We start from the raw sequence: 17,089 nt of genomic DNA, 5'->3' as shown, positions 1-17,089 counted from the left end.
TCGACACCCGACGGGACGTCATACAGCGCAAGGCCAGGTCAGGCATCGTCCAGGCGTGCGAGCTCCTGGTCCAGGCGCTCGTCGTAGTCGTCCCTCTCGGACCCACGGGGCGTGTCCTCTTGCAGGGGTCGAGCCGACGCCTGGAGCCACCGCCGCACCACCCAGGCGAGGCCGATGGCGCTGAGCACCATGCCGATCCCGAGGAGGAGGGGGATGACGTTCTGCGGGGCGCCCTCCCTCGGCAGCGCACGGACGCGCGCGCCGAAGCGGGCCTCGAAGTCGTCTTCGATGGACCGCGCCGGCTCGCCCCGGCGGAGTCGATCACGGATCTCCCCGCGAAGTGCCGTGGCAAGCTCCGACTCGTGGACGTCGAGGGTCTGCACCCAGCAGCAAGGGGCGAGCAGTCGGCTCTCCACGGCGGCAGCCCCGGGGATCAGGCTGCTGGGCTCACCCGACCCCGACGGCAGCTTCGGCTGGCAGGCGATGAGCGTCTGGCAGGAGATGACCATGACGAGGGCGAGCGCCGACGCCGAGCGCGCGGTCCGCGAACTGGTGGCTGATGCGCGCTGCAGGGGGCCGCTCATCTCGGCCATCCTGTGCCGGGCACGAAATCGATGTCCTCGCCGTCGACGCGCACCGCATCTGTCATGAGCCTCTGCGTATCCAGGGCGGAGGCGCAGGTCACTGCGGTGGTTTACCGCAGACAGCCTCAGGCGCACGGCGCACCAGCGCCTCACCGCGAACGCATGCCACGCTGTACCCTGCTCACCCCACGCTGCACCCAGCGCATGCCACGGTACATCTGGCAGGTGATTGATAGGTGGTATCAGTAATCACCCTGAGCCGGGTCATATCGTGTGATCACTTCTGCGCGCGTGAGGGGCCCTCGGCTTGCTGGTGAAGGTCGGGCAGAGATAGCGTGCGCCGATGCCGTCGCTCGAACACAGCGGGCTCGTCGAGATGTTCCGCGAGAAGCCGGCCCTTGCGCCTCACCTGCTGAAGCTCCTTTTCCATCTGGATTTACCGTCCTACGCGACCGTGGCGGTGGTCGAGGCGTCCCTCGATCAACTCACGCCCGTGGAGTTCCGCGCCGACCTGGCCCTGGAGCTGCGCGACGCGCAGGGCGCGCTCGTACTGTCGATCGTGCTCGAAGTGCAGCGCGACAAGGATCCACGCAAGAAATACTCCTGGCCCGTCTACCTGGTGGTGGCGCGGGCGCAGAAGCAATGTCCGACCATCGTGCTGGTCGTCGCTCCCGACGCCGAGGTCGCCGCGTGGGCCGGGGAGCGGATCGACCTCGGGCTGGGCCGAGGGAGCCTCGATCCGCTGGTGATGGGTCCAGCCGTCGTGCCGGTGGTGACGGATCAAGCCATGGCGGAGCAGGAGACGGAGCTGGCGATCCTGTCCGCCGCCGCGCACGGCAACGGTCCGCAAGGGCTGGAGGTGGCCCTGGCGGTGCTGGGCGCGCTCGGGCGGTACGACCACGAGCACGCTGCGGTGTACTTCCAGATCGTCTACAATGCCCTGCGTGAGCCCATGCGAAGGGCCCTGGAGGCGCTGATCATGGAACGGCAGGCGGAAGGCAAGGCGACGTTTCCGGCATTCGCACAGCAGCTCATCGACCGGGGCAAGCGCGAGGGGCTCCAGGAAGGCAAGCGCGAGGGCCTGCAGGAAGGCAAGCGCGAGGGCAAGCGCGAGGGCAGGCGCGAAGGGCTGAAGGCGGGGAAGCTGGAAGGGAAGCGGGACCTGCTCCTGCGGCTGCTGGCCCGGGCCGAGATCGCGCTCTCCGAGGAGCAGCGCACGCAGATCCAGGGCTGCACGGAGGCTGCGGTGCTGGACCAGTGGGCCGAGAACGTCCTCGGAGCGAAGCGCGCCGCCGACGTGCTCCGCTGAGGGGGAGCACGGGACGCTTTGCTCGGCAGGGCGGCGGGGGCGCGTGCCCTGTCGTGTGGGCGCGTGCCCTGTCGTGTGGGCGCGTGCCCCTGTCGTGTGAATGAGGCGTGCCGCCACGGTGGTGGTGGCGCGTAGCCGAGCGTCAGGCCGCTCGAGCGAGCCAAGGTCGTCGGTGCAGGGGGTGAAGCTGTGTCTGGCGTGAGCCCTCCGGCGAGCGCGTCACGTGCGGCGTGGCGTCGGTAGCGCGCGCTTCTTCGTGGGACGTCGGACCGGAATGCCATGGACGCGAGCACGTCATTCGCTCGTGGAGACGAGCCCAGGGCGGACGCCCCTGGCGAGGGGCGGCGTGTGCACAGAAATGTGCTCGGACGCATGGCGATTGGGCCTCCTCTGGCAGAGCGCCATTCTCGGCGTATGCTTCGGCGGCGTGGTGAAATGCCCCATGCCAATGCCGGCGTGGTGAAATGCCCCAGAGCAATGCCGACGCAATGAACTGTGCCGGCGCTGCGGGGCCACATCCAGAAGGGTGTCGATCCGCCATGACGATACGAACCATCCCGATGTTCGACTACGCGGAGATTCTCGGCCGTACGCTCGCGCCCGAGACACTGCTGGAGACGCTCCGTGCGTATGGGTACTTTTACCTGTCCGGTCTGGACGCGGCGGTTCCGCCTCGGCTCTTCAAGTCATTGAAAGAGAATGCGGAGACGTTCTTTGCGTCGCCGATGGGGGCCAAGCTCGAGTACTACATCGGTCACTCGTCCAATCACCGTGGTTATGTCCCGACGTCCGAGAAGGGGGCGTACAGCGACGAGACGGCCCGGGTGTACGAGGCGTTCGACATCGGTCACGACGTGGCGTGGCCGGGGGCGCGAGACGGACGTGATTACAGGTTGATTGGTCCGAACAGGTATCCGACCCATGTCCCGGGCATGGCAGAGACGCTCGAGGCTTATTACGCGGCGAACTTCCGGATCGGGACGCAGATCCTGAGGTTGATCGCCAGGGGGTCACGGCTCGCCGAGGACCATTTCGACCGGTACACGACCCGCCCTGCGTCGCAGCTCCGGATGATCCACTACCTGCCGAACGATGTGGTGGTGGGTGCGGATGACGTGAGCATGGGGGCGCACACCGACTACGAGCTGTTCACCATCATCCACCAGGCATCGCCGGGGCTCGCGGCGTTCGACCGGAAGACGCAGACGTGGGGGGCGATGCCGGTCTTCAAGAACACGCTGCTGGTGCTCGCGGGGGACATGCTGGAGTTTCTGACGGGTGGGGTGGTGCGGGCGCTGCTGCACCGGGTCGTGTCGACGGGGGAGGAGCGGTACAGCTTCCCGTTCTTCATGAACCTCGATTTCGAGACGGAGGTGTCGATTCTGCCGGTCTATGGGAAGAGCGAGCAGCGGGTCGTGGTGGGGCAGCACCTTCTGGGGCGTCTCTGCCGGGACTTCCCCTACCTGCGGGCCCGGATCGACGAGGGACGGTGGCGGATCGATTTCGACCTGCAGGGGCAGGAGTTCCAGATCCCCGGGCAGGAGCGGCGCGCGCAGAGCTGAGGCGCTCACCCCTCGCGGCGGAGGCCGATGGCGCTCGCCAGGAGGCGATCGCGTACGGTGGCGATGCGGTCGCGGGCGACCTGGACGCGCAGCGGTGGGTCGCCAGGGCCGACGAGCAAGGTCCAGTCGCCCGTCTGGCGATCCATCGCCTGGACATGGGTGAGGGAGACGAGCCAGTTGCGGTGCACGCGGAGGAAGCTCGGGCCGAGCACGGCTTCGAGGGAGGTCAAAGAGAGGTCGACGTCGAGGCGCCCCTGGGTGGCGTGCACGTAGCAGCCGCGGCCTTCGGCCTCGAAGGCGAAGGCGTCCTTGCGATCGAGGAAGCGCACGGAGCGGCCTTCGCGTGCGGCGATGCGGATCTCGGGATCGAGCAGGGGGCGGGCGGTGCGGTGGTCGGCGGCGAGGAGGCGCTCCAGGGTCTTGCGGACGCGGCCTTCCGTGAAGGGCTTGAGGAGGTAGTCGACGACGCCGAGGTCGAAGGCGCGCATGGCGTGCTCGGAGGAGGCGGTGGTCAGGACGATGCGGGGGGCCATGAAGTCGCCCGGGTTCTGCTGGGCCTGGGCGGCGACGTTCTCGATCCAGGTGAGGCCGGCGCGGGAGGCGTCCTGCTCGCCAGCGAGGTGGATGTCGACGAAGGCGACGTCGATGGGGCCGGGGGAGGTGGAGAGGGTCTCGCTGGCGAGGGCGGGCGTGGGAACGGCGGCGACGACGTGGGCGAGGCCGGACTGTTCGACGAGCTGGACGAGGTAGTTGCGGGCAGGCCACTCGTCTTCGAGGATCAGCGCGCGCAGGGGTTCACGCATCGGGGGCTCCGGTTCGGACGGGGAGGCGCACGCTGGCCACGGTGCGCTCGTGCTCGCGGCGGAGGGTGAAGGATTCGGGTCTCAAGGTCTCCAGCTCCAGGCGGCGGCGGACGATGGAGAGCCCGCGGCCGCCGTCGCGGAGCGCGCCCAGGCCAGGGCCGTCGTCTTCGACGGTGAGGACCAGCGTCTGGGCGTCGACGTGGGCGCGCACCGTGACGTGGCCACCGCCGCGCAAGGCGCCGTGCTTGACGGCGTTCTCCACGAGAGGCTGAAGGATCAGGGCCGGGCAGACGAGGTCGCGGGTCGCGTCGTCGATGTCCCACACCGCGTGCAAGCTGTCGGGGTAGCGGAGTTCGTGAATGGTCAGGTAGCGCTCGAGCCATGCGACTTCGTCGCGGACGCGGTGCACGGCCTGGAAGCCGGTGGCGTCGCGGAACAGGTCGCCGAGGGCGGCGAGCAGCTCGCGGGCTTGCGCGGGATCTTCTTCGACGAGGCCGGCGACGGCGTTGAGGGAGTTGAGCACGAAGTGCGGTTCGAGGTGGGTGCGGAGGCGAAGGAGGGCGGCCTCGCGCTTCACGAGTTCGAGCTCGTTGTTCCGCTCCTCGTGGACGCGGGCGAACATGGGCAGGAAGACCAGCGAGGACATGAACAAGCTGATGCTCATGGAGTCGCCGAACGCGGTGGCGAGGGTGTAGCCGAGGGTGAGGGGCTCGGGCTTGAGCGGTACCTGCAGCTCGGGGTAGCTGCGCTTGAGGGCGAACTCGACCAGGTACAGGGCCGCGGTGAGCGGGATGGTGGCGGCGAGCGCGAGGAAACTGGCAGGGAGAAGGGCGACGCCGCGCCGGGTGGCGCGCTGGAAGACGACGCCGATGACCGCGATCGACAGCCCGCAGAGGACGACGAGGGCCACGAGCTGATAGAGGGCCGTCCCGGGATCGATGCCGCCGCCGATCAGCCGGATCAGGGAGGGGAAGACCGAGACGATGGCGCCGACCGTGAAGGCTTGCAGGATGTTCGGCGACGGAACGTGGCGGCTCACGCGCAGGGGGCCTCCAGCCCGTCGTTCGGTCGGCGCTTTTCGCTGCGGGTCAGGAGGGATCTCAGGCGGGCTGTCCATGTCGTGCTTCCCATGCGCGCGAGGTCGTCGAACCAGGTGTACAGGATCGGCGTGGCGAGGAGGGTGAGGACGAGCGACAAGGTCTGTCCCCCGAGGACGCCGACGGCGATGGCACGGTTGGTCGCGGCGCCCGGGCCGCTGGAGATGACCAGAGGGAGCATGCCCGCGACGAAGGCGATGGTGGTCATCAGGATGGGTCGCAAGCGATCGCGGCAGGCGTCGAGGATGGCGCGGTGGCGAGGGACGCCAGCGGCGCGGAGCTGGAGGATGCGGTCGATCTGAAGGATGGAGTTCTTCTTCACGACGCCGAAGAGGACGAGGAATCCGAGGGCGGAGAACAGGTTCAAGCTCTGCCCGCCGACGAGGAGCGAGAGGAGGCCGAAGGGGACGGTGAGCGGCAAGGACATGAGGATGGTCACCGGGTGGAGCCAGCTCTCGTACTGGGCGGCGAGGACGAGGTACATGAACACGAACGAGAGGAAGATGGCCGTCAGGAAGGCGTTGAACGTCTTCTGCATCTCGCTGGCGTTGCCGATGACCTCGCCCTGGTAGCGGCCGGTGGGATCGAGCTCGCGAAGCTTCTTGTGGAGGGCCTCGATGACGGTGCTGTCGGAGGTGCCGGGCACGGTGTTCATGAACAGGGTGACCTGCCGCTGGCGGCCGACGCGGCGGATGGAGCCTGGTCCGACGTCGCGCTCGATCTCGGCGAGCGTGGCGAGGGGGACGAGCTGTCCCTGGTCGCTGCGCACGGTGAGGGTGCGCACGAGATCTTCGTGGTTCAGGGTGCTGGAGGCGACGCGGAGGCGGACGGGGACGGAGATCTCGGCGCGGCTGTGCGGGTCGCGGACGCTGCCGAGATCGACGCCTTTGCGGTCGATGAGGGCGAGGACGCTGCCGATCTCGGCCTGGGAGACGCCTATCTTGCTGGCGTGGCTGCGGTCGACGCGGAGGGAGAGCTCTGGCCTGCCGCCGCCGCTGGTGATGCCGTGATCGACGGTGCCTTCGAGGCCCTTGGCGGCGTCGAGGAGCGCCGAGGCGATCTGCTGGAGGCCGTTCAGCTCGGCACCGCGGATGACGAACTGGATGGACGCGCCTTCCGGTCCGGGGGGGGCGAAGTCGTCGGCGGGGCCCACCATCGTGAGGAGGGGCTCTTCGGTGAGGGGGGCGCGCAGGCGCTCGCGCATCTGCTGGATGCGCTGCGACTGGACGCCGCGGCGGGAGAGGTACGCGGTCACCGTGGCTTCGCGGGCGCTCAGGGTGGTGAGCGCGGTCTCGTCCACGTCCGGGAGGTCGCGCACCAGGGTGGCGATCTGTTCGCCGACCTGCGCGGTGCGGTCGAGGGAGGCGCTCTCGGGGAGGCGGAGATAGACCGAGAACCGGCTCAGATCCTCGGTCGGGACGAAGGTGGTGGGGAGGTGGCTGACGAGGACGACGGTCGAGAGGAGCGTCAGCGTGATGCCCACGCCAGCGATCCAGCGCCTGCGAAGGAGGAAGGTGAGCGCGCGCGCGTAGAGGCGCTCGAGGGGGCCGTCGTGGGTGTGCTCGTGGGCGAGGGGCGTGGGATCCCGGCGAGAGGCTGCTGCGAGGTCGGGCGTTCCGGGCTGCGTGGGTGCTGCGTGCGCGGGGGCCGAACTGGATCGCTCGGGTTCGGCGCTGGGTCGAGGTGGCGCGAGCCAGCGGCTGCACAGCATGGGGGTGAGGGTGAACGCGACGGCCATCGACAGGAGGATCGAGACCGACATGGTGAGGCCGAAGGGGCTCAGGTAGCGGCCGACGATGCCTTCCATGGTGGCGATGGGCAGGAAGACGGCGACCAGGGACAGGGTGGTCGCGAGCACCGCGAGGCCGATCTCGCGGGTGGCTTCGACGGCGGCCTCGCCGGGCGAGAGGTTCCGCGTCTGCATGACGCGCACGATGTTCTCGAGGACGACGATGGCGTCGTCGATGACGATGCCGACGGCGAGGGTGAGGCCGAGCAGGGAGAGCAGGTTGAGGGTCATCCCGAGCGCGTGGGTCACGGCGAAGGTGCCGAGGATCGAGGCGGGGATGGCCAGGCCGGCGATGAGGGTGGCGCGGAAGCTCCGGAGGAACAGGAGCACGACGACGGCGGCGAGGAGGGCGCCGAGGAGGAGGTGCTCGGTGACGGCGGCCACGGAGGCGCGGACGTCTTCGCTGTTGTCCTGGAGGATGCGAGCCTCGACGCCGTCGGGGAGGAAGCGCTGGGCGACGTCGACGCGGGCGCGGACGTCGTCGGTGACGCTGACGGTGTTCGCGCCAGGCTGCTTGGTGATGGCGAGGAGGACGGCGGGCTTTCCGGTGAGGCTGGCGCGGGCGTCGGCGGCGAGGCCTTCGTCGTCGACGTCGGCGACGTCGGCGAGGCGGATGGAGGTGTCGCCGCGCCTGGCGACGAGGATCCGTTCGAGGTCGGCGGCGGTCCGTGCCTTGGCGGAGAGGCGGACGCCGAGCGCCTGGGCGCCGTCGGTCAGGCTGCCGCCCGGCGCTTCGAGGTTCTCCTGGGCGAGGGCGCGCTGGACCTCCTGGGCCGTGAGGTCGGCGGCAAGCAGGCGGAGCGGGTCGAGGACGATGGAGAGGGTGCGGGTCTCGCCGCCGATGAGGCGGACGTCGCCGACGCCGCGGATGCTCTGGAGTTCGCGGCGGAGGGTGGTGTCGGCGAGTTCGGTCAGCTCGCGCGGGGTGCGGGCGCCCGCGGGGCTCTGCACGGAGAGGAGCAGGATGGGGGCCGAGTTGACGTTGAAGGTCTCGACGCTGGGGGGGCGCGCGGAGGGGGGGAGTTCTTCGGCGAGGCGGGAGATGCGGTCGCGAACCTCGTTGGCCGCTTCCATGGAGTCCTTGCCGAGCACGAACTGGGCGGCGATGAAAGCGTGGCCCTCGGACGAGGTGGAGTCGAGCCGGTCGAGGCCGCTGACGGTGCCGAGGGCGTTCTCGATGCGGGTGGCGATCTCGCTCTCGACCTGCTCGGCGGACATGCCCGGCGCGGAGACGGAGACGGAGACGTAGGCGAAGTCGACGTTCGGGAAGCGCTCGACGGGCATCTTCAGCAGGCCGGTGAGGCCGAGGACGATGCTGCCGAGGATGAGCACCCAGGTGAAGACGGGGCGGCGGATGAAGAGGGCGACGAGGGCTTTCACGGGGTTCCCTTCGGGGGGGCGTTCGGTCGCGCGTTCGGCGGCGTGAAGTCGGTGCGGCCGTCGAGGAAGTCGAGCTTGGCGCGGCTCATGGCGCGCTCGACGTGGGCAGCGATGTGCTCGTTGCGGGCGCGGACGAGGTCGGTCTCGGCGAGCACGACGTCGAGGGGGAGGGCGGTGCCTGCGTCGAGTTCGCCGCGGCGGGCGTGGGCCAGTTCGGTGGCGTGGTCCACGCGGTCGCGGGCGCGCTGGAGGCGGGCGTGGGCGGCTTCGAGGAGGCGGCGGGTGGCCTCGCGCTCGGCGTCCAGGGTGAGGCGGGCCGCGGCGAGGCGGGCGACGAGGGCGCGGTGCTCGTGCCGGGCCTGGGCGGTGCGCGCGCTCCCGACGGTGGCCTGGGAGAGGGACCATTCGAGGCGGGCGCCGACCTCCCAGGTGGGGATGGCGACGAGGCGGTCGAGGACGAAGACGCGGGGGCTGGGGGCGCTGATGTCGGCGGCGCCGTAGAGGGTGAGGCGGGGGAGCCGGGAAAGGGAGGCGCTGTCGGTGCGGGCGTCCGCGGCGCGGGCCTGGTGTTCGAGGGCAGCCAGCCGAGGGGGCATGGTGGTGGGCTTCGGGGTGGCGGGCGGAGGGGCGCCTTCGGGGATGCTTGGCAAGGGGCGGACGGCGAGGGGCTTGCCCACGAGGTCGGGGATGTAGATGCGCAAGGTCGCCTCGGCGGCGGCGAGGTCGCCGCGGGCGCGCTCGAGGTTCATGGCGGCGTCGTCGAGGGCGGTCTCGAAGGGGAGGACGTCGTTGGGGGCGACGGTGCCGGTGGCCTTGCGTCGTCGCTGGTCGGTGGCGTTGCTCTCGGCGGCGCGGAGCAGCTCGGTGGCGTTGACGAGGGCGAGGGAGCGGCTCCAGTAGTCGAGGAAGGCGAGGCGGGCGTCGTACGCGACCTGGGCGCGGGTGGCGACGAGCTTGAGGGCGGCGGCGCTGGCGTCGTGGCCAGCGGCCCGCGCCGTCGCGGCGAGGCCGAGGAAGGTGTCGGTGAGCTGGAGCGTGAGCTGGGCGCGGGCGCCGAGGCTGTCGAGGAGCTGCGGGAAGACCAGGCCGCCGAGGGTGGTGTACTCCGCGGGGATGCGGCTCAAGCGGGTGTAGCGGGCGGAGAGGTCGAGTTCGGGGATGCGGGCGAGGTCGGCGCCGGTGGCGGCGGCGCGGGCGGCACCGAGGGCAGCCCTGGAGGCGTCGACGCTGGGGTGGGTGCGCAGGGCCATGGCGGCGACGGTGGTCTCGTCGAGGAGGATGGCCCCGGTGACGGCAGGCGCCGGTGGGGTGAGGGGCGGGGCGAGGGCCGAGGGGGACAACGCGGGAGGCGCGGCGGGCATGGGCTGGGCGAGGGCCGAGGGAGACGCGAGGCTGCCGAGGAGTACGAGGGCGACGCGCGTGAGGCATGCGCGGGTCTGCCGTCGTGTGTGGGGGGCAGCAGGGGACTGCGGGGTCACAGGGCCACCTCTTCCCCGCGCTTGAAGTCGGCGAGCGGCTCTTTCACCACCTCCTCGCCACCACGGATGCCCGAGCGGACGAGCACGCGATCGCCTTCGATGCGCGCCACGGAGAGGAGGCGCTCTTCGAGCCGCCCCTCCATGAGCACCCAGGCGCGCGAGAGGCCCGCGGTCCGCGTGATGGCAGAGAGGGGGACCTCGACCAGCTCCTCGTTCTCGGCGGTGTCGAGCCAGACGGTGAGGCGGGCGCCCAGGAGCAGCGCTCCGTCGGGGGGGTCGAGCAGCCTGGCTTCGACCCGTCGGGTGCTGGCGTCTCCGACGAGGCCGGGGGTGAGGCGTGCGACCTCGGCGCTCAGCGGCGCGCCCTGGAGCCGCACGGTGGCGCGCCGCCCGAGCACCACCTCGTGCGCGTCGAACTGAGGGACCTCGAAGCGCACGAGGATCTCCGATGCGTCGACGAGGCGGAGCAGCGGGGTGCCGGGCGCGGCCATCTGGCCGAGATCGACGAACCGCTCCAGGACGAGGCCGTCGAAGGGGGCGCGGATCTCTCGGTCGTGGAGAGCGGCGCGCGCCTGGCCCGCCATGGCCTGGAGTTCCCGGAGCCTCCCGAACTCGGCCTTCGCGCCGGACAGGGCGACGTCGTACTCGGCCCTGGCGGCGGTCGCGTGGGTGCGGAGGCGGGTCAGCTCCTGCTCGCTCATCGAGCCCTGGGTGTGGAGCTGCGCGGCGCGGCGTGCGGCGTCCTCCGCGATGTCGAGGGAGGCCCTGGCCGCGAGCACGCCGGGCAGCTCGGCCGGCTCCTTCACGCCGGCGATGCGCGCGGCGGCCTGGGTGGCGCTCGCGGCAGCCGCCTGGGAGGCGAAGGCGAGCTCGGTCGCGCCGAGCCGGATCAGGACGTCGCCCGCACGGACGCGCTTGCCCACCTCGAAGGTGTACGCCTCGACCCGACCGCCGCTCGTCGTCGACAAGGTGGCGTCGTGGGGGGCGACGAGGGTGCCGACGTACGACCGCGTCCGGGGCAAGGTCCGGGCCTCCGCGCGCAGGGTGGCGGGGGCCTCGCGTGGGCTCGTCGGTGCCTCGCTGGGGGGGGGATCGGTGCACGCGGTGGCCGCGAACAACGCCAGCGCAGCAGCGGCGCATCGTGTCGGTCGAACCATGGTCTCTGGCATAGAGGGGGGGATCGACGCCAGCCACGAGAGCCTGACGAGGCGTGGGCTGGGGGCGACGAAGGGGGCCCTCGCGAGCACGACCCGTCCGCGGTGGGGGACGGGCCGCGGTCAGGCTGGGGGACGCTGCGCGCTGGCGGCAGGGCGTGCCGACGGCGCTCCGGTCGCGTGATCTTCGCTCCAGTTGCGCAGCGCTCGCACAACGGGGCCTGCCTCGATGGCGACCAGGTTCGTGCGCGTCCTTGCGGTGCTCTCTCCCATGGTGTGCTGGCACGCGCCCTGCTCATGGCGCGAACCGCAGCGGGTGCATCGATGCGTTCTGGTTCGTCATCGTGCGTCGGCTGCCGTCCGTGGGCCGGTGTGCGCGGTGAGCTGCTCGCCTCGCTGCGCTGGCGCCACGTTCGTCGTGAACCCCTCGAAGATGCCCGTCCATCGGCGCGGCATGCTCAGGAGCCCCGTCATGATCAAGAAGTTGTTCGCGTCTGCTGCTCTGTCCGTGTTCGCCTCGCTCGCCGTCGCTTGCGCCGTGGCGCCGGAGGAGGACCTCGTCGATGACCCGTCCTCCGCGATCGTCGAGGGGGAGGAGGAGGCCGTGGGGACCGCCGAGTCCGAGCTGTTCATCTGCGGGACGGCCTGTCCGAGCGGCTACCACCCCGATCAGTACCTCTGTTCGGGGTCGTGCGGGGCCGGCTGCATCGGGTACGTCAACGCCGCGAACTGTGAGCCCAACACGGGCAGCAGCTTCTTCATGTGCGGCACCATCTGTCCGAGCGGGTATCACCCGACGCAGTATCTGTGCAGCAGCTCCTGCGGTGGCTGCTCGAGCTACAACAACGCGGCGACCTGCGAGGCGAATACCGGCAGCAGCTTCAACACCTGCGGGACGGTCTGCCCCAGCGGGTACGCCGCGTCGTCGTTCTTCTGCAGCAGCTCATGCGGTGGTTGCAGCACGTTCAACAATGCGGCGACCTGCGTGAAGATCTGAGCCTCCGCGCGACGGCGCCGGCTGGCGTCGTCGCGCCCCTGTCTTCACGCGCGGGCGTTCCCTCCCAGGACACGACTTCAAGGGGCGATGGCCTCCTCATGCACACGGCCGGAGACTTCGCCCGCTTCTCGATGCACCGACGTCAGGCCCGAAGCGGCGAGACATGCCTGATTTCCCGAGTGGATCGCGGGGTGGTGGGGCCCCGACGAGCTTTGCTCGGCGGGGCGGCGGGGGCGCGTGCCCCTGCCGTGTGAATCAGGGCGTCCAGCGCTTCCCCTGCGACCCCGCCCAGCGCTCGATGCATGCCTCGCGGACCGAGAGATCCGCGATCTCCGATCGCATATCCCGAAAGAGGGACATGCTGGAGGCTTGTCCTCTCCGTTGAGCTGGCTAACATGGCGCTGCTGGTGGCGGTCGCACCGGCAGGATGAGCCGCACAGGAAGGCGGACGTGCTTCGTTCCATCTCCGGTGTGCAGGTGGACGGTGCGGTGGCGTTGGTGAGAACGTCGCTGGCCGGTGTCGCCTCGTGGCGAACGGTCCCCGCGCAGCCCTGAATACGGTCGTCAGGCCATCGCATCACGGAGAGGACCCGGATGTTCCGGCGTCGGACGTGCTCCATCCCGGGGAACGTCCCTCGCACGGATGATTGCATCATTCAATCACCAGGCCAGTGGCCACGAGGAGATCCATGTTGCTCAAAGACAAAGTCATCATCGTCACCGGCGCGACTTCGGGGATCGGCGCGGCGACCGCAGTGGAAGCGGCACGCCAGGGCGCGAAGGTCGTCGCCGCCAGCCGTCGCGCCGACCGGGGCGAGGAACTCGTCGCCCGCATCCGCTCGGAAGGGGGACACGCGCTGTTCGTGCGCACCGACGTCACACAAGAGGAGAGCCTCGCTGCGCTCGTCCAGCGCACCGTCCACGAGTACGGGCGGCTGGACGGCGCATTCAACAACGCCGGTACGGCAGGTCCATTCCAGCGGTTCGACGAGGTTCCCCACCAGGAGTACCTGGACTTGATCTCGGTCAACCTGAACGCCGTCTTCGTCAGCATGAAGTACGAGATCCAGGCCATGCAGAAGACGGGCGGAGGCGCGATCGTGAACTGCGCGTCAGTCCTGAGCATGGTGGGGGCGCCGATGATGACCGCGTACGTGACGTCCAAGCACGGGATCATCGGGCTGACCAAGGGGGCCGCTCTGGATGCGGCGGCGAGCAACATCCGGGTGAACGCGGTGCTGCCAGGGCCGGTGGAGACGGAGATCTGGGATCACGTGAAGGAAGGGCAGGCGCTCTATGCCGGGTTCATCAGCGGGACGATCCTGGGGCGTGGGGCGCGTCAGGAGGAGATCGCGCGCCCCGTGCTGTTCCTGCTGTCGGACTGGGCGTCCTACATCACCGGCGCGTCGCTCGTGATCGACGGCGGCTACACGATCCGGTGAGCGCGGGAGGAGGTTCGTCGGCGGGAAGGCGTCGCGCCGTCACGCCGAGCGGGGGGGACCTCAGGGGGCTTCGGGGCCTTGGAGTCGCAGGCTCGCGATGGACACCAGCGTGATCGGGTACGTGGGATCGTTGTAGTTGTCTGCGGTCACGTGCAGCCGGTACTTCGTGTAGCAGCCGGGCCGGTCGACCTCGAAGGTGCGGATGGGGTCGCCGTACCATCCGGTCTGGTTCGTCTCCGTGTCCACGGTGATCCAGGACGAACCATTCCAGCCCTGGAGCGTCCAGTTCCTGGGACCGCGCTGTGCACAGCAGCTGCCATTGGCGTAGGTGATCTGGTACGAGGTGACCGGCTTGGCGGCACCTCCACCCCACTCGTAAGCGAGCCAGACCGCGGTGGCGTACATGTTGGACAGCCAGAGCGTGGCAGTGGTTGCGTCGAACACCTGCCAGGGCGGATAGCTCGATGAATAGACACCGCTGCTGGTGACGAGCCCCGACGGGCTCGTGTCGCCAGACATCGTGGGAACTTGCGACACCACGTCGCGGCCCTGGAGCTGGAGGGACGCAATGGAGACGAGCGTGATCGGATGGCCGGGGTCATTGTAGTTGTCCGCCGTCACGTGGAGCCGGTACTTCGTGAAGGACCCTGGATGGTCGACCTCGAAGGTGCGAATGGGATTGCCGTACCATCCGGTCTGGTTCGTCACCGTATCCACGGTGGTCCAGGATGCGCCGTTCCAGCCCTGGAGCGTCCAGTTCTTGGGGCCGCGCTGCTCGCAGCAGCTGCCGTTGGCATAGGTGATCTGGTACGAGGTCGCCGTCTTGGCGACGCCTCCACCCCACTCGTAGGCGAGCCAGACCGAGGAGGCGTACATGTTCGACAGCCAGAGGGTGGCGGTCGTCGCATCGAGAGCCTGCCAGGGCGAATAGCTCGATGAATAGACGCCGCTGCTGGTGACGCTTCCCGATGGGCTCGTGTTGCCGGACATCGTGGGGATCAAGCTGCTGGTTCCTGCCACACCGCAGGAGGCCTGGGAGGCCATGCCCATGTCGAGCATGAGCTCTTCGTCTTCCGAACTGGTCTCGCCGCATGCAAGGAGCGCCAGCGCGCATAACGACGTCAGTCCACCCCATCGTGACTTCGATTGCATTGCTCGATCCTCTCCGTCGGGCCTGCGGTGAGCTAAACGGCTCGCAACAGGTTGCCCGAGCGCATCCTACAACGCCGAGATCGTGCGTCGAGGAAGCCGGACCGAGATCCCTCTTCGTTCAGGCCTCGAGATCGTGAGTGCCCTGGTCGGTGGGCCTGCGCGGGGGGCTTCGAGGACGGCGATGGAGAGCGTGGACGCGCGTTCTTCATGGCGGCGGAGCGCGATTCCGTCGCGGATGGGCTCCTGATGGGAGGGTGCTTTTGGCGTGGGGGACGCGTGACTACGGGGTCGGAGGTGTCGTCGGCGCGCTGGCGGGAGGTTCTGCGGCGGCGCTGGTCGACGCGCTTGCAGGGCTCGCGGTGATGCGGGCCGGGGCGCCGCGATCGAAGGTGAGACGCCAGGTGGCCTGGACCGCGTTGCCGTCGTCGCCGGGGATGACGAGGGTGTTGTTGAGGGTGTTGACCACGCACTCGGAGAGCGCGGCCGCGGCCGGGGGCAGAGGTGTGGCTCCTGCAGGGCGGTAGACGGACGCTTGCAGGATCTGTGAGCCGCTGTCGTCGGGGTAGCCGTAGAACAGCACGGTCACGGTCGTGGGCTCGGGGGGGGCCTCGTTGAAACAGAACCGGAGGAGGTGCTGTCGTTCGTCGATGGCGTGGGTGATCGCCTGCTGCCACTGCTGCGGTGTGCGCAGCATGGTGCCCTGGCGGGCGTAGCAACCCGAGAGGGCGAGCATGGCGAGGCAACCGAGGGCGAGGCGCTTCACTGGGCACCTTCCTGGGACGCGGGATCGCCGTCTGCGGGAGGCGGCAAGGCGCGTGAGGGCGGGCAGGAGGGCGGTGGAGGGAGCTGGCCGCCGACGAGGGTGTCCCCCTCGACCCGCACGTAGGGGGAGTAGGTGCAGCCCGTCATCGAGGCGAGCAGGCCGAGGGGGAGCACGAGTGACACCGCGGCTCGGGCCATCGTGAGGCGCTTGCGCTGCTGGAATGCGTGGCTGTTCATGGTGCCTCCTGGGCGGCTGGGGCTTTCGTGGTGACGAGCTTGGCGGGGTCGAAGACGATCCACCAGGTGCCCACGCCGCGGCTCTTGTCGCCGGCCGGAAGGGCGATGTCGCTGAGCGCTCCCACGACGCAGCGGGAGAGGGCGTCGTCGATCGGGGTGCCGTGACGTCCCGGGGCTTGCGAGGCGACGAACGATTCGCCGACGAACACGCTTTCGAAGAGCCGGACGACGACGAGCTTGGACTCTTTCGGAGGGACTGGTTCGCCCGTGGGAGACTGGCCGCGCCGGCGGGGACGCCTGGCGTCGGGACCTGGCGGAGGTGGGGGCGGCTGATCCGGAGATGCTGCTTCTGCCTGAGCGTAGCAGGCGTAGAGCGCGTCGGAGCGCGCGTCGATTTGCTGTCCGACGAGCGACTGCCATTCCACGGGGGTGCGGGCTGTCGCGCCGCCCCCTTTGTCGACCATGCAGCCGCTCAGCGTCACGACGCCGAGGGTGATGCAGAGCGTACGCATCATTTCGCACCATCCTTTCGCGGCGTAGCGCCTTCGGTGTCCGTCGGTCTCCGACCTTCGGGTCCACCTCGCCGACCCCGAGGACCGCCAGGGCCTTCCGGGTAGACGATGACGAACTCGACGCGGCGGTTCTTCTCGCGTCCCTCCTCGGTGTCGTTGCTGGCGACGGGGTTCTCGGAGCCGAAGCCCTTGGGGGTGAGCACCTCGTTTTTCACACCGCGATCGGTCAGGGCTTTCACCACGGCCTCGGCGCGTGCTTGCGAGAGGGTCTTGTTCTTGTTCCGGTCACCCTCGCTGCTGGAATGACCCTGAACCTCGATCTTCGGTAGCTCCGGGTGTTCTTTCAGCGTCTGTGCGATCTCGTCGAGGAGCGACGAAGACGCCGGCAAGATCACGGCCTGGTTCACGGCGAACTGGATCTTCTCGTTGATCTCCAGCCGCTCTTTCCCGAGGGTCACACGCCGGCGTGGTCTCTGAGGCGGAGGTCTTGGAGGTGGACAGTTCAGTTCTTCGCCGACGCCCACGATCGTCTCTCCGTGGAACTGCGTGTACCGAGGTACGCAGGCCGTGGCCGAGAGCAGGGCAGCGAAGATCCCGAAGAGAGGGTAACGGGAACGCATCGACGCCGACCCTAGTCCAGTCGGCTGCTCCCGCGAGGAGCAAAACAACGCGGAATCGTCGGCTGTCGATGGATCCCGTCGTGAGCGGCATCTGGGAGGTGCGCGTCGTAACTCCGCACGACAGGCGTGCAGAGCTGCATTGCAGGCGGGGTCGAGGCGCGAAAAGCAGGATTCCGACGCCTCTCGTTGCATGGGTGCAGGCGCACGGTCG

15 protein-coding genes are annotated in these 17,089 nt (G+C 69.5%); 4 read left to right on the top strand and 11 right to left on the bottom strand.

All coding sequences use genetic code 11. The features are described from left to right. Positions 1 to 38: 38 nt before the first annotated feature. A complete protein-coding gene (locus tag CMC5_RS27305; protein WP_063796659.1) occupies positions 39 to 584 on the bottom strand; it encodes a cytochrome c-type biogenesis protein in 546 nt (181 codons plus the stop codon). 343 nt (positions 585 to 927) lie between these two features. Here CMC5_RS27305 and CMC5_RS27300 point away from each other — a divergent pair, with 343 nt between their 5' ends. Both CMC5_RS27300 and CMC5_RS27295 read left to right on the top strand, forming a co-directional pair. Next, positions 928 to 1,893: a Yae1 family protein gene (locus tag CMC5_RS27300; RefSeq protein WP_050433156.1), complete on the top strand. Its 966-nt coding sequence runs from the start codon at positions 928 to 930 to the stop codon at positions 1,891 to 1,893. 539 nt (positions 1,894 to 2,432) lie between these two features. Beyond that, on the top strand, positions 2,433 to 3,455 hold the full coding sequence (locus tag CMC5_RS27295) for an isopenicillin N synthase family dioxygenase (RefSeq protein ID WP_169796671.1): 1,023 nt from the start codon (positions 2,433 to 2,435) through the stop codon (positions 3,453 to 3,455). 5 nt (positions 3,456 to 3,460) lie between these two features. Here CMC5_RS27295 and CMC5_RS27290 read toward each other — a convergent pair whose 3' ends face one another. Genes CMC5_RS27290 through CMC5_RS27270 form a run of 5 tightly spaced genes read right to left on the bottom strand, consistent with a single transcriptional unit; the run spans position 3,461 to position 11,159 of the window. Next, entirely contained in the window at positions 3,461 to 4,258 is a 798-nt protein-coding gene (locus CMC5_RS27290) for a LytR/AlgR family response regulator transcription factor (protein ID WP_050433154.1), read from the bottom strand. Further along, positions 4,251 to 5,297: a sensor histidine kinase gene (locus CMC5_RS27285; RefSeq protein ID WP_050433153.1), complete on the bottom strand. Its 1,047-nt coding sequence runs from the start codon at positions 5,295 to 5,297 to the stop codon at positions 4,251 to 4,253. Before CMC5_RS27285 ends, CMC5_RS27290 begins: the two co-directional genes overlap by 8 nt. After that, the gene (locus CMC5_RS27280) at positions 5,294 to 8,524 is read right to left on the bottom strand and encodes an efflux RND transporter permease subunit (protein ID WP_050433152.1); all 3,231 of its coding nucleotides are present in this window, start codon (positions 8,522 to 8,524) and stop codon (positions 5,294 to 5,296) included. Before CMC5_RS27280 ends, CMC5_RS27285 begins: the two co-directional genes overlap by 4 nt. After that, a complete protein-coding gene (locus CMC5_RS27275) occupies positions 8,521 to 10,002 on the bottom strand; it encodes a TolC family protein (RefSeq protein WP_050433151.1) in 1,482 nt (493 codons plus the stop codon). The genes CMC5_RS27280 and CMC5_RS27275 overlap by 4 nt, the downstream gene beginning before the upstream one ends. After that, positions 9,999 to 11,159, bottom strand: a complete 1,161-nt coding sequence (locus CMC5_RS27270) for an efflux RND transporter periplasmic adaptor subunit (protein WP_169796670.1) — start codon at positions 11,157 to 11,159, stop codon at positions 9,999 to 10,001. The genes CMC5_RS27275 and CMC5_RS27270 overlap by 4 nt, the downstream gene beginning before the upstream one ends. A 469-nt stretch (positions 11,160 to 11,628) precedes the next feature. On the opposite strand from CMC5_RS27270, the gene CMC5_RS27265 reads away from it, so the two are divergent. Continuing rightward, complete coding sequence (locus CMC5_RS27265; protein ID WP_050433149.1) at positions 11,629 to 12,153, top strand: hypothetical protein; 525 nt, start codon at positions 11,629 to 11,631, stop codon at positions 12,151 to 12,153. A gap of 689 nt (positions 12,154 to 12,842) precedes the next feature. Then, the gene (locus tag CMC5_RS27260) at positions 12,843 to 13,595 is read left to right on the top strand and encodes an SDR family NAD(P)-dependent oxidoreductase (RefSeq protein ID WP_050433148.1); all 753 of its coding nucleotides are present in this window, start codon (positions 12,843 to 12,845) and stop codon (positions 13,593 to 13,595) included. 60 nt (positions 13,596 to 13,655) lie between these two features. Here the strand turns inward: CMC5_RS27260 and CMC5_RS27255 are convergent, their stop codons facing one another. From CMC5_RS27255 to CMC5_RS27235, 5 genes are all read right to left on the bottom strand, one after another. Further along, positions 13,656 to 14,654, bottom strand: a complete 999-nt coding sequence (locus CMC5_RS27255) for a discoidin/SUN/FTP domain-containing protein (protein WP_050433147.1) — start codon at positions 14,652 to 14,654, stop codon at positions 13,656 to 13,658. Positions 14,655 to 15,027: 373 nt separating this feature from the next. Further along, the gene (locus CMC5_RS27250) at positions 15,028 to 15,510 is read right to left on the bottom strand and encodes a hypothetical protein (protein ID WP_050433146.1); all 483 of its coding nucleotides are present in this window, start codon (positions 15,508 to 15,510) and stop codon (positions 15,028 to 15,030) included. Further along, on the bottom strand, positions 15,507 to 15,746 hold the full coding sequence (locus CMC5_RS27245; RefSeq protein ID WP_050433145.1) for a hypothetical protein: 240 nt from the start codon (positions 15,744 to 15,746) through the stop codon (positions 15,507 to 15,509). Before CMC5_RS27245 ends, CMC5_RS27250 begins: the two co-directional genes overlap by 4 nt. After that, entirely contained in the window at positions 15,743 to 16,261 is a 519-nt protein-coding gene (locus CMC5_RS27240; protein WP_050433144.1) for a hypothetical protein, read from the bottom strand. The genes CMC5_RS27245 and CMC5_RS27240 overlap by 4 nt, the downstream gene beginning before the upstream one ends. After that, positions 16,258 to 16,878, bottom strand: a complete 621-nt coding sequence (locus tag CMC5_RS27235) for an OmpA family protein (protein WP_050433143.1) — start codon at positions 16,876 to 16,878, stop codon at positions 16,258 to 16,260. Before CMC5_RS27235 ends, CMC5_RS27240 begins: the two co-directional genes overlap by 4 nt. Positions 16,879 to 17,089 lie beyond the last annotated feature (211 nt).

The organism is Chondromyces crocatus, assembly GCF_001189295.1.
GTDB lineage: Bacteria > Myxococcota_A > Polyangia > Polyangiales > Polyangiaceae > Chondromyces > Chondromyces crocatus.
The sequence above is the reverse complement of the archived record's forward strand: the minus strand, read 5'-3'. Positions and strand labels throughout refer to the sequence as shown.